The sequence below is a fragment of the Subtercola boreus genome, assembly GCF_003399635.1.
In the GTDB taxonomy this organism is placed as follows: domain Bacteria; phylum Actinomycetota; class Actinomycetes; order Actinomycetales; family Microbacteriaceae; genus Subtercola; species Subtercola boreus_B.
Map to the genome: position 1 here is coordinate 173,224 of NZ_NBXB01000034.1, position 12,322 is coordinate 185,545.

Annotated in this window: 12 protein-coding genes; 7 read left to right on the top strand and 5 right to left on the bottom strand. The window is 69.2% G+C overall.

What is annotated here, in order from left to right; all coding sequences use genetic code 11:
* The first annotated feature begins 3 nt into the window (after nt 1-3).
* Entirely contained in the window at nt 4-801 is a 798-nt protein-coding gene (locus B7R22_RS12930) for an ABC transporter permease (protein WP_116412108.1), read from the top strand.
* Nucleotides 802-840: 39 nt separating this feature from the next.
* Here B7R22_RS12930 and B7R22_RS12935 read toward each other — a convergent pair whose 3' ends face one another.
* Both B7R22_RS12935 and B7R22_RS12940 read right to left on the bottom strand, forming a co-directional pair.
* Nucleotides 841-1,179 carry a type II toxin-antitoxin system PemK/MazF family toxin gene (locus B7R22_RS12935; RefSeq protein ID WP_253259065.1) on the bottom strand — a complete coding sequence of 113 codons (339 nt, stop codon included), beginning with the start codon at nt 1,177-1,179 and terminating at the stop codon, nt 841-843.
* Nucleotides 1,179-1,436: a hypothetical protein gene (locus tag B7R22_RS12940; RefSeq protein ID WP_216363449.1), complete on the bottom strand. Its 258-nt coding sequence runs from the start codon at nt 1,434-1,436 to the stop codon at nt 1,179-1,181. The genes B7R22_RS12935 and B7R22_RS12940 overlap by 1 nt, the downstream gene beginning before the upstream one ends.
* Before the next feature lie 136 nt (nt 1,437-1,572).
* On the opposite strand from B7R22_RS12940, the gene B7R22_RS20260 reads away from it, so the two are divergent.
* Nucleotides 1,573-2,349 carry a hypothetical protein gene (locus B7R22_RS20260; protein ID WP_172582371.1) on the top strand — a complete coding sequence of 259 codons (777 nt, stop codon included), beginning with the start codon at nt 1,573-1,575 and terminating at the stop codon, nt 2,347-2,349.
* 115 nt (nt 2,350-2,464) lie between these two features.
* Here the strand turns inward: B7R22_RS20260 and B7R22_RS12955 are convergent, their stop codons facing one another.
* On the bottom strand, nt 2,465-3,484 hold the full coding sequence (locus B7R22_RS12955) for a LysR family transcriptional regulator (protein WP_116412251.1): 1,020 nt from the start codon (nt 3,482-3,484) through the stop codon (nt 2,465-2,467).
* Between the two features lie 174 nt (nt 3,485-3,658).
* Here B7R22_RS12955 and B7R22_RS12960 point away from each other — a divergent pair, with 174 nt between their 5' ends.
* The 5 genes from B7R22_RS12960 to B7R22_RS12980 all read left to right on the top strand — a co-directional run bounded on the left by B7R22_RS12960 (nt 3,659) and on the right by B7R22_RS12980 (nt 10,742).
* Nucleotides 3,659-7,195 carry a proline dehydrogenase family protein gene (locus tag B7R22_RS12960; RefSeq protein WP_116412112.1) on the top strand — a complete coding sequence of 1,179 codons (3,537 nt, stop codon included), beginning with the start codon at nt 3,659-3,661 and terminating at the stop codon, nt 7,193-7,195.
* Between the two features lie 212 nt (nt 7,196-7,407).
* Nucleotides 7,408-7,590 (top strand): hypothetical protein, encoded by a 183-nt coding sequence (locus B7R22_RS12965; RefSeq protein ID WP_116412113.1) that lies wholly within the window; start codon nt 7,408-7,410, stop codon nt 7,588-7,590.
* A gap of 96 nt (nt 7,591-7,686) precedes the next feature.
* Complete coding sequence (locus B7R22_RS12970; RefSeq protein ID WP_116412114.1) at nt 7,687-9,324, top strand: ABC transporter substrate-binding protein; 1,638 nt, start codon at nt 7,687-7,689, stop codon at nt 9,322-9,324.
* Between the two features lie 103 nt (nt 9,325-9,427).
* On the top strand, nt 9,428-10,162 hold the full coding sequence (locus B7R22_RS12975) for a LysR family transcriptional regulator substrate-binding protein (RefSeq protein WP_116412115.1): 735 nt from the start codon (nt 9,428-9,430) through the stop codon (nt 10,160-10,162).
* A gap of 4 nt (nt 10,163-10,166) precedes the next feature.
* A complete protein-coding gene (locus tag B7R22_RS12980) occupies nt 10,167-10,742 on the top strand; it encodes a GNAT family N-acetyltransferase (RefSeq protein ID WP_253259066.1) in 576 nt (191 codons plus the stop codon).
* Nucleotides 10,743-10,839: 97 nt separating this feature from the next.
* On the opposite strand, the gene B7R22_RS12985 is transcribed toward B7R22_RS12980, so the two are convergent.
* Both B7R22_RS12985 and B7R22_RS12990 read right to left on the bottom strand, forming a co-directional pair.
* On the bottom strand, nt 10,840-11,283 hold the full coding sequence (locus B7R22_RS12985; RefSeq protein ID WP_116412116.1) for a YbaK/EbsC family protein: 444 nt from the start codon (nt 11,281-11,283) through the stop codon (nt 10,840-10,842).
* Nucleotides 11,284-11,561: 278 nt separating this feature from the next.
* A complete protein-coding gene (locus B7R22_RS12990) occupies nt 11,562-12,221 on the bottom strand; it encodes a YdeI/OmpD-associated family protein (RefSeq protein ID WP_116412117.1) in 660 nt (219 codons plus the stop codon).
* Between the last annotated feature and the right edge of the window lie 101 nt (nt 12,222-12,322).

Sequence of the window (12,322 nt, forward strand, 5' to 3'; positions counted from 1 at the left end):
CTGATGGGCTCGGAACTCGCGGTGCTGTTCCGGCGGCGGCGCACTTGGGTCATGCTGCTTGCGCTGGCGCTCATCCCGGTGCTCGTCGCGGTCGCCGTGCGAATCTCGTCGGCCGGCTCCTCGGGGCGAGGCCCAGCGTTCATCGAGCAGATCAGCCAGAACGGGCTGTTCGTCGCGCTGGTGGCGCTGACGATCTGCATCCCGCTCTTCCTGCCGCTGACCGTGGGCGTCGTGGCGGGCGACACCATCTCGGGCGAGGCCAACCTCGGTACCCTCCGCTACCTGCTGGTCTCCCCCGTCGGCCGGGCTCGACTGCTGCTCGTGAAGTTCGTGGCTGCGATGGCGTTCTGCCTGGCAGCCACGGTCGTCATCGTGCTGGCGGGTGTGCTCATCGGGGCGGCTCTCTTCCCGGTCGGGCCGGTGACGCTGCTCTCCGGCGACACCATCGGATCCGGTGAGGCGGCCCTCCGTGCGCTGCTCATCGCCGGATATGTCACGGTCTCCCTGCTCGGGCTGACCGCGATCGGCCTGTTCATCTCGACGCTCACCGACATTCCTGTGGGGGCAATGGCTGCGACCGTCGTCATCTCGATCGTGTCGCAGGTGCTCGACTCGCTGCCGCAGCTGAGCGCCCTGCACCCGTGGCTCTTCAGCCACTACTGGCTCGACTTCGCCGATCTGCTGCGCCAGCCCATCGAGTGGTCGTCGTTCGGCACGAACACACTGCTGCAACTCGCCTATCTGGCCGTATTCGGCACTCTCGCCTACGGCCGTTTCGCCTCGAAGGATGTGCTGTCGTAGAACGGTTGTCGTCGTCGCAGGCCGGCCGCGCTCCCGTGATCAGAGGTCGAGCACAAGCCTCAGTCCGGCATCGATCTCCGACATGAGGTAGGCGGGCATCAGTGAACCGTTCAGTGTGACGTCTGACCGATCCACTGTGGAGCATCGGGTGACGACCACTACCGAGTCTTTCGCCAGTCCGGATGCTGCGGAGGGGACGAAGACATTCCCCGGAACATCGGCGAGGGAGGTATTCGAGGTCAGTGACAAGGCGATGACGGTTCCGACAGAACTCCGGTTGAAGGAGTTCGACTGCACGACGACCACGGGTCTACGTTTCGCTGGAGCGCTTCCTGTCACGGGGCCGAGGTCGGCCCATCCGATCACACCGCGCGACATCACCATTCGTCGTCTGCCAGCCGTTCCGCCATCTTTCGCCTGTTGTATGCCGTCAATTCGTTGGACTCTTCGCGGCCTGCGTCGTGTGAGCGCCTCAGTGCGTCGTTGATGGCTTCCGTGATCGAGGTACGTTCCAGCTCACGAAGGTAGTGAGTAGCTGCAGTCGAATAGAACTCAGACCGGCTTATCTTCAGTTGAGCTGTGCGTGCTTCAACTTGCCGGAACAGAGGGTCTGGCACCGAGATGGCTGTCTTCATGTTGGAAGTATAACTCGGTATAACCCGAATGGTAGAGTGTCGCGGGAGTTGCTTCGGCATGCACCCCATCGTACTTGAGTATTCATCAAATATGTCTGGGTAGGCTGGAATTGTGAATTCGATTCGAGCAGGGCGGTTGACACGATTCGAGGGGCGCATCGCCGGGTTCGGCACCGGGGCGGGGCCGCGTATCGTGGTCGGCATGTGGGAGCGGTCGCCGTTCGGGCGGTTCGCCGACGTGATGGTGGAGTCGGATGGCGGGCACCGCCTGCTGCTGGCGCCGAGTGAGGCAGTGGCCGAGTACGTGTCGAGCACCTACACGTTCGACGAGGTGCGGGTGGTCGAGGTGCGGTTCGGGCGGGTGCGGGACCACACGGCAGGGGTGGGTGGCGCGCGATCGGATGACGCAGGCGGTGGCGGCGCGGGCGGCGGTGGCGGCGCGGGCGGCGCGGCTGGCGACGGCAGCGGGACGGGTGACAGCGCAGGCACGGGCGGCTCGGCCGATGCGGGCGGCGCGGGAGCGAGCGCTGGCAGCGATCCCGCCCGGCGCATTCGAGTAAGTGCAGGGCCACTCGACGCGACGCTGCAGATCGGCGGGCCGACGGCGATCGGGAGGCTGCTTCGAAGCGTTCCGCGGGCGCTCGCCCTGCGTCCGGTCTGGCTGCAGGCGATCGATCCGCTGGCCGGGATGCTCGTGCCCGGCGCTCGTACGAGCGGCTCCGCGGGCGGCAGTCGGCGTGAGTTCTACGGGGTCACGCAGGCCCGCGCGATCACGGCGGTGGATGCTGCGTGGGAGGGTTCCGCGTTGGGCGGGATGCAGCGGCTGGAGCCGCCCGTCACGTTCGGGTTCGGTTCGGCGCCCGCCGCCCCGACGCTTGTGGACATCGTCACGAGCATCCGCGAGCGCCCCTGATCCAGCGCGCCGCGAGAACGGACACGGTTTCGGCAATCCTCGACAGAAAGTGCGGAGGTTCGCCGGAATCGTATCCGTTCCGGTGACGGAGGGCCCCGACGCCAGACCGGACGGGCTACGGCAGGGGCGGGCCGGTCGAAGGGGCGGCGGCCACACGCGCCAGCACCTCACGGCACGCGAGGATGCCGGGGCGGGCCGCGCTGGCGCGCCGCACTGAGGTGAAAACGCTTCGGCGCGGGGCGGAGGGGAGGTCGATGAGGCGGGCCGTCGTGCCGCGGTCGGTCCAGACGAGGTCCGGCATCAGCGCGATGGCGTTGCCCGATTCGACGAGGCGCATCTGGGCCTGCAGGTCGGCGGTCTCGAAGCGCACGTCGGGCTCGAAGCCGGCCTGGCGGCAGGCCTGTTCGGCCCAGTGTCTGGATGCCGCACCGCGCGGCTCCATCACCCAGGCCGCACCCGTGGCCTCCTCCAGCGAGGTGATGCGCCAGAAGTCGTGGCCGCCCGGAGTGGCCGGCTCGGCGAAGGTGGCCGGGTCGGCGAAAGCGGCCGGGTCGGCGAAGGGGGCCGGCTCGGCGAAGGTGGCCGCCGCAGCCACCGCAGGCGCGCCGGGCACCGCCAGCCGCAGAGCATCCGTCGTCAGGTTCAGCCGGTCGAGCTCCGGGTGGTGCGGGGCCGCGTGGCCGGGGTACTGTTCCGCGATCACGAGGTCGAAGTCGCGCGCCCACGTCTCGTAGAGGGCGGTCTCGGGTTCGCGCTGTGTCATCTCGACACGGAGCCGCGGATGTTCGGATGCCAGCAGGCTGAGCGCTGCGGGCATCAGCGCGAGCGCCGCAGACTGGAAGACCGCAATGCGAACCACACCGGTGGCCTGGTGGAGTGACGCATCGAGATCGGCCTCGGCGAGTTCGAGCCGTTCGAGCACCGCCGCCGTGTGCTCCACGAGGATCTCGGCCTGCGCGGTGAGCTGCACCCGCCGCCCGCTCTTACGGAGCAGCTCCACGCCCACTTCGGCCTCGAGCTGCGCGAGTTGCTGCGACACGGAGGAGGGGCTCTGGTTGAGCGCGAGCGCGACGCCCGCGAGCGTTCCGCGGAGCTTCAGTTCACGAAGGAGCCGGAGGCGGCGAACGTCGAGCACGATCATCCGATGGTCGAAGGGCGGGGAATCCGAACTGTCAAGAGATCATGGGAGCTGTGGACAAATCCGGTAAGCAGAACTTATCACTACCAATAAGAAAACATCGCTTTACCTGACGAGACCACAGCCGGAGACTGGACGAAACGCACGCACCTCTGACTGCAGGAGCACCCGATGACCGACCTCGCCACACCCGCAACCGATGCCGCCCAGCCCTCGCAGCCCGACACCCTGCGCGAGGAGGCCATCGCCCTCGTGCCCGACATGGTCGCGCTGGTGCGGCGCTGGCTGACCGAGTCGCAGGCCGTACCGGTCGATTCCTCGGCAACCCAGCTCGCGGGCGTACTGAAGGACCCGAACGGGCTCGCCTTCACAGTCGGCTTCGTCGACGGCGTCGTGCGACCCGAAGACCTGCGTGTCGCGGCCCGCAATCTGGCCGAGCTCGCCCCGAAGGTGCCGGCGTTTCTGCCCTGGTACCTCAAGGCCGCCGTGCGCGCCGGCGGCGTGATGGCCCCCGCGCTCCCCGGAGTCATCGTTCCGGCGAGCCGCACGGTGCTGCGCCGGATGGTCGGGCACCTCATCGTCGATGCGACCGACCAGAAGCTGGGCGCCGCCATCGCGAAGATCAGAACCCCCGGCGTGCGCCTCAACGTCAACCTGCTCGGCGAGGCCGTGCTGGGCCAGCACGAGGCGGAGCGCCGCCTGCAGGGCACCCACCGCCTGCTCGACAGGCCCGATGTGGATTACGTCTCGATCAAGGTCTCCTCAACGGTCGCCCCGCACTCCGTCTGGGCCTTCGACGAGGCGGTCGACCACGTCGTCGCCAGCCTCACCCCGCTGTTCGAGAAGGCGGCATCCTTCCCCACCCCCAAGTTCATCAACCTCGACATGGAGGAGTACAAAGACCTCGACCTGACGATCGCGGTCTTCACGCGCATTCTGGACCTGCCGCACCTGAAGAACCTCGAAGCGGGCATCGTGCTGCAGGCCTACCTGCCCGACGCGGTCGCCGCAATGGTGCGACTGCAGGAGTGGGCGGCGACGAGGCGCGCCGCGGGCGGAGCGGCCATCAAGGTGCGCATCGTGAAGGGTGCGAACCTGTCGATGGAACTCGTCGAAGCGTCGCTGCACGACTGGCCCGTCGCCACCTGGAGCACGAAGCGCGACTCCGACACGAACTACAAGCGCCTGATCGGGTATGCACTCCGCCCCGAGCACATCGGCAACGTGCGCATCGGCGTCGCCGGTCACAACCTGTTCGACCTCGCGTTCGCCTGGCTTCTCGCGAAGCAGCGTGGCGTCGAGGCGGGCATCGAATTCGAGATGCTGCTCGGCATGGCGCAGGGCCAGGCCGAAGCCGTGAAACGTGACGTGGGCGGGCTGCTGCTCTACACGCCGGTGGTGCACCCGAAGGAGTTCGACGTGGCGATCGCGTACCTGATCCGCCGCCTCGAGGAGGGCGCCAGCCAGGACAACTTCATGTCGGCCGTCTTCGAGCTGACCGAGAACGAAGTACTGTTCGATCGGGAGCGCCAGCGTTTCGTCAGCTCCCTCGAACGGCTCGATTCGAGCATCCCTGCACCGCGGCGAAGCCAGAACCGCGCGACCGAGCACAACGGTGCCGCAACGCCGTCGAACACGGCACCGGATGACTCCACCACCCTTCCCCCGTTCGAGAACACCCCCGACACCGACCCCGCGCTGCCTGCGAACCGAGCCTGGGGCCGCGACATCCTGTCCCGCGTCGAAGTGTCGACCCTGGGCAGCGCGGGTGTCGCCGAGACCACGCTCACCACCGAGGCCGAGCTTGACGCCGTGCTGTCGGATGCCGAGAAGCACGCCACCGCCTGGGCCGCTCGCGGCGGGGCCGCACGGGCGGTCATCCTGAATCGTGCCGCCGACCGGTTGGCCGAGCGACGGGCAGACCTGCTCGAGGTGATGGCCAGCGAGACCGGCAAGACACTCGACCAGGCCGACCCCGAGGTCAGCGAGGCCATCGACTTCGCCCGGTTCTACGCCGAACTGGCGCTCGAACTCGAGCAGGTCGAGGGGGCACGGTTCGTTCCCGCCGCGCTGACGGTCGTCTCGCCGCCGTGGAACTTCCCCGTGGCTATTCCCGCCGGGTCGACTCTCGCCGCGCTGGCTGCCGGGTCGTCTGTCGTCATCAAGCCCGCCCCCCAGGCCGCACGCTGCGGCGCCGTTCTCGTCGAAGCGCTCTGGCAGGCCGGGGTGCCGCGCGAGGTGCTGAAGCTCGTGAACGTCGACGAGCAGCAGCTCGGCCGCCAGCTGATCGCCGACCCGCGCGTCGACCGCGTCATTCTCACCGGCGCGTTCGAGACGGCCGAGTTGTTCCGCTCGTTCCGACCCGACCTGCCCCTGCTCGCCGAGACAAGCGGCAAGAACGCGATCATCGTCACCCCGAGCGCGGACTTCGACCTCGCCGTGAAGGATGTGGTCTCCTCGGCGTTCGGCCACGCGGGCCAGAAGTGCTCGGCCACCTCACTCGTCATCCTCGTCGGGTCCGCCGCCACCTCCGCGCGCTTCAACAACCAGCTCGTGGATGCGGTGCGCGCCCTCAAGGTGGGCTACCCGGCCGACCCGACCACCCAGATGGGCCCGATCATCGAACCGGCGAGCGGCAAGCTGCTGGATGCCCTCACCACCCTACAGCCCGGCGAGCGGTGGGCAGTGCAGCCGAAGAAGCTCGACGAGACCGGCAGGCTCTGGAGCGCCGGCCTCCGCACGGGCGTCGCACGCGGCTCGCAGTTCCACCTGACCGAGTACTTCGGGCCGGTGCTCGGCATCATGACCGCCGCAACGGTCGAGGAGGCCATCGCCATCCAGAACGAGGTCGACTACGGGCTGACCGCAGGGCTGCACTCGCTCGACCCCGAGGAGCTCCGACTCTGGCTCGACACGGTCGAGGCCGGCAACCTGTACGTGAACCGCGGCACCACCGGTGCTATCGTGCGCCGGCAGCCGTTCGGCGGCTGGAAGAAGTCGGCCGTGGGCGCGGGAACCAAGGCCGGCGGCCCGAACTACCTGATCGGGCTGGGGTCATGGCTGCCCACTGACGAAGCGATGGATGCCGCGCCCGCCCCCGGGGCGCACGCCGCCGCCGGGGCGGCGGCCGCAACACCCTCCGAAGGGGCGCACGCCGCCGCAACGCCCGCCGCCGACTTCCTCGCGCGCTCCCAGGCGAGCGACCGGGTGGCATGGGCCACCGAGTTCGGCATCGACCACGACGTCTCGGCGCTGACCGCCGAGCGCAACGTGTTCCGCTACCGGGTGCTTCCGGTCACCGTGCGACTGAGTGAGGGCCAGCCCGTCGAACTGCTGCTGCGCGTGCTCTCTGCCGCAGCGACAGCGGGCGCACCCGTCGACGTGTCGAGTGCCGTCGAGGTGCGGGCGGTGACGCTCGCCGGGGCGATCGGATCGGCGAAGGCCGGTGCCGTGCGCGTGCGCGTCGAGACCGACGCGGAATGGCTGGCCGGGGCATCCGATCTCCGCGCTCAGCGCGTGCGGCTGATCGGGGGCAGCAGGAGCGCCCTTGCAGCGGCCACGGGCGGGCGCCCCGACCTTGCGATCTACGACAACCCCGTGACATCCGTCGGCCGGCTCGAACTGCTGCCGTTCCTTCACGAGCAGGCCGTGAGTATCACCCGGCACCGGTTCGGCGCACCCAGCACGCTCTCCGACGAGGTGATCTGAGGCCAACAGAACATACCTCAGATCTCCACATCTGGGAACCACCGGCAGATAGGCGCCCGATTCGCCGAGTGGCAGCGCTCACGAACGATGTTGAACCTCTGTGCACGACGACCCCAGACCCGGTCGTCGAATGGGGTCAGCATGACGGCGAGCACACGTGTGCATATCGAACTCTCCGGAGCAGCCGGGCTCGCGTTCACCGAGGAGAATCTGTGGTGCGAGGACCCCAGGCGATTCTGGGTGCGCGGGATGCAGTGGGTCAGGCGACCTACGGGATCTCGGCGACCACCATCCTCACCGGATTTCGCCGGCTCACCGGCCTCGACTACCCGGACCCGGGCCGCGTGCGGGAATTCGTCGCCCGTGTTCGCGGGACTGCACCAGGGGCAGCGTAGGCTCGCGTCTTCAGAAGCCACCAGGTAAAGGGAGTGTTCGGGGCGCGTAGGATTGTGGACTGAGTCCAGCAATCCCCTTCAGCCAGTCAGAGAGTCATCCCCGTGCGCCGTTTCGCCCTGCCCCTCCTCGCCGGCCTCGCCGTCGCCACCCTGCTCGCCGGGTGCACGTCGACCCCGGCCGCCACGAGTTCCACGCCCGTCGCCGGCGGAAAACTGGTCTACGCGAGCGGCGACGCCGAGCCGACCTGCCTCGACCCGCACGTCGGCGGCAACTACCCGCAGGCGCTCGTCGCGACGCAGTACCTCGAATCCCTCGTCTCGAAAGACACAGACGGCACGGTCATCCCGTGGCTCGCTACCGACTGGAAGGTCTCCGACGACGCCCTCAGCTGGACGTTCACCCTCAAGCCCGGGGTGACCTTCACCGACGGAACTCCCTTCGACGCTGCCGCTGTCGCCGCGAATGTGGCGCACATCCAGAACCCGGCGACCGGCTCGTCGACCGGCTATCTCGCGCTGGCGAAGGTCGCGAAAGTCGAGGCTCTGGATGCCCAGACCGCCCGTTTCGACCTGTCGGAGCCCGACAGCGCCCTGCTCGACTCGCTCTCGCAGCCCTGGCTCGCGATGGAGTCGCCCACCGCGATCGCCCGCCCCCAGGCCGACAACTGCGTCTCGCCCGTCGGCACCGGCCCGTTCATGGTGAAGCAGTGGAACCGGCAGCAGTCGATCATCCTGACCCGGAACGACAGCTACACCTCGCCGCCCGCCGACGCCGGCCACACCGGCCCCGCGTACCTCGACGAGATCGACTGGACGTTCCTGCCCGACTCGACGTCGCGCTATGCGGCCCTGCAGACCTCGACCGTCGACATGATCGACAATGTGCAGCCCGACATCCTCTCGCAGGCGGCCTCGAACTCGTCGGTGGTGGCGATAGACGCTCCCCGGCCCGGCGCATCCAATCGCCTCGAACTGAACTCCAGCAAGGCACCGTTCGACGATGCGAAGGTGCGGGAGGCGTTCATCCGGTCGGCCGACGTCGACAGTGCCGTGAAGAGCCTCTTCTTCGGAACCGCCACCCGCTCGTACTCGGCCCTGTCGAGCGTGGAGAAGGACGGCATCTCGGAGCCCGACCTCTTCACCTACGACCAGTCGGCAGCCGGTTCGCTTCTGGATGCTGCGGGCTGGACGGGCCGCGACGCTGACGGTTACCGAACGAAAGACGGCAAGACGCTCGAGCTGGCGTTCCCGGTGTCGACGAACCAGTCGATCCCCGCCGAGCAGTCCCTCTTCGAACAGCTGCAGGCCACCGCGAAGCAGGCCGGCTTCAAGGTCGACCTCGCGCCGCTCGATCTGTCCAGCTGGTACGCCGCGCTCGGCTCGAACTCGTACGACCTCGTGAGCGCGCCCTACACGAAGGTCGGGCCCGACGTGCTGCGCATCCTGTTCGACAGCTCGGGCACGGTGCCGGCGCCGAGCGGGTACTTCGCCAACCACGCGCAGGTGAAGGATCCTGCTCTGGATGCCCTGCTGACCCGCGCCTCCGAGACGACCGATGGGGCAGAGGCCGCCACGCTCTACACCCAAGTGCAGAAGATCGTGCTCGAGGGGTTCTACATCCTGCCGCTCTACGATCAGCAGAACCACTATCTGCTGCGCTCGGCGGTGAAGGGTGTGCGTGCGATGCCGACGGTGTCGACGCCGACGCTCTACGACGCGTGGGTGCAGCGCTAGTTCTCAGGCGGGGGGCGAGGCGCCCTGTCGCGCGTCCGCCGGCACGTGGCGCACTCACGGCTGGCAGGCGTACGCTGTCGGAGTCGACGTCGAAGGAGACCGTATGACAACGAACAACCCCCTCTCCGAACTCGACCAGTTCGTCTCCGCCGCCGCGCGTCACGCGGGCACTCCAGAAGGCGACGCCCTGGTCGCTGCCGCGCGGGCGCTCCGCGCCTCGGTTCCGGATGCCCGGAGCCCGGTGTTGCGCATCACCGCGGCTCCCGGCATCCCCCTCGACGTCCTCGTCACCCGGTTCAAGGCTCTCAACCCCCTGGTCGAGGTGGAGTTCACCGTCTCGCGCGCGGGCGTGCGCGCCCTCCGTGGGGGCCGAGCCGACCTCAGCGCCGTGTGGTTGCCTCAGCACCTCCGCGGGCTCGGATCTACTCCGTTCGGCGCGGCGCACCCGGTTGTGGCGCTGGCACCGGACGACCCCTTGGCCACTCTCCACCGTGTCGATCTTTCCGCACTCGGCGAGCACCACCTGCTTCAGAACCCCGACACGGTGCCCGAATGGCGAGAGATCGCCCGTGAGCTCCGCGGGCGCACGATCGGTAAGCGGAAGAGCCTCGAACTCGGGTCGCTGGCCACCGTCGGGCTGCAACTCGACCACGTCGCCGCCGGAAACGGGATCGTGATCCTCCCTCGACCGGTCGCCGAAGCCGAGCAGCGGAGCGACGTTGTGCTCGTACCCGTCGACGGGCTGGGTGAGCGCACCAGCGCGCTGGTCTGGGCCGGCGAGGGAGCGCCACGGCCGGAGGTCGCGGACTTCACCCGGCTCGCCGCGGGCTTACGCTGAAACGGTGACCACAGAACTTCCCACGCCCCGTCCCTTCCGCTTCGAGCACGTCGCGTGGGACGACCCGCGCGCGGTTGCGCTTCGCGCGCGCATGGATGTCGAGATGGGCGAGCGGTACGACTCCGGCGTGCCCATGGATGCCGCCGTTGTGGCCGCCCTCACGGTCGACCCGGGCACGGTGCGGGCGACCGTTCTGGTGGTCGACGGGGGCGGTGGCGGGGGCGAAGACGGGGGCGAGGGCGGCGACAGCAGCGGTGGTGACGGCAGCGACCGGGGTGCGGGCGGTACGCCGATCGGGCACGCGGCGCTCCGGCTCCTCCGCGGAGACTGGGAGGTTAAGCGGGTGATCGTCGACGGCGACCAGCGCGGGCGCGGGGTCGGCCGTGCCCTGATGAACGAACTGGAACGTGTCGTGCGCGAAACGGATCCGGATGCCCGGCGCCTGATCCTGCAGACCGGTGACCGGCAGCCCGAGGCGGTCGCGCTGTACACCCGGCTCGGTTACACGCCGATCCCGACGTACGAGCCGTACATCGAGGCCATCCCGAACTCGCTCTGCTTCGAGCTGCCGCTCGGCTGACGCCGGCCGGTACGAACGGACGAACCTCGGGCGGCACACCGCCGCAGACGGCCGCGTGCCGGCCGAGGCTCGTCCGGGTGGGGATCTGCAGGGCGAGTCAGGGGGCGAGCGGCTGGCCGAGACCGTCGACGAGAACCGGCCATCCCTCGGGACGTCCGATGGAGGTGATGGCGCCGAACTCCATGCCGGTGAGCGAGACGGCGTCATCGCGGGGCAGGAACGAGGCCTTCCGCACGTCGAGCCGGCGTTTGACCACGGTATTGATGTCGTCGCGGGTGGTCGCGAGCACCAGGCACGCGGCGATGCGTTGCTCGCCCTCCCTCCGGCCGGCGACGATGACGCAATTCGCAAGGGCATCGGACGGGAGATCGTAGGCGGCCTGGGTCGCGGCGGTGTCGGAGAGCTCCGGATCGATCTCGACGACGCCGACCCGGTCGCCGATCCCGAGCGCTTCGATCGCGGCGCCGACACCGGGCGAGACGAGGTCGGGTCGCGTGCTGACCGGAACGGATTGGAGCGCACCGAGCGTGAAGGTTCCCATCCCGCCATTCTCCTCCCCCGTCATCCGCGGCGCTCCCGCGCCGCCCTCGCCGCTCGCCCCGCTCGCGACTCCCTCGCAGCCGCCTCCCACAGTCGCCAGCGGCTGCCGCGCCACTTTGTCGCTTCCGCGCCTGCGCGCCGTGGCGCGGAAGCGACAAACGACAGCGCAACCCGCCGGAGCGGGGGGCGGGAGAGGGGCGGACGGGGGGACGGGGGAAAGTCGGGGCGCCGGGGCGCGGCGCGAGAGGGCGGGCGGGGGAACGGCAGGGGGTGAGGCGGTCAGGGGTGGAGGGTCTCGCCGCGCTCCAACATCTGCACGTACTGCGTGATCTTCCGCGCCCGGGTCTCCGCCCGCTTCACCGAACCGATGCGGAAGAGGATCGCGTAGCGGTTCACGCTCGAGAGCGTCTCGAAGAAGGCGGCGGCATCGGGGTTCTGAAGAAGGGCGGAGGCCAGGTCATCCGGAACCTCGATCGTCTTCGAACCGGCGTACGCTCGCTCCCATCGACCGTCGGCCTTCGCGCGTTCGACCTCGGCGAGGCCCGCGGGCTGCATGCGTCCGGATTCGATGAAGGCCAGCGCCTTGTCGCGGTTGATCTGCGACCAGATGCTGCGCGCGCGGCGGGGGCCGAAGTTCTGCAGAAAGTGGTGCTCGTCGAGGCGGTTCTTCTGACCATCGATCCAGCCCACACAGAGGGCCTCGTCGAGGGCTTCGGCATAGCTCACGCCGTCGTGGGCGCCGCCCTTCTTCGCGATGGCGAGCCGGATGCCGTCACTCGACCCCGCGTTCTGCCGAAGCCACACGTGCCAGTCTTCGGCGCTCGCGCAGTACACGATCTCGCGCTCGGCCGGCACGCCCTTCGCGCCCGCCGCTCCCTGCTCACCCGCCGCTCCCTGCTCACCCGCCGCTCCCTGCGCGCCCGTCGTGCTCCTCGTCATGCCCCCAACCCTAATCCCCCACCGAGTGGGCAGTTCGGGCCCCGAAACTCCGAGCTCGGGGACGGAACTGCCCCCTCGATCCCGCGCCGCGGCGGGGACGC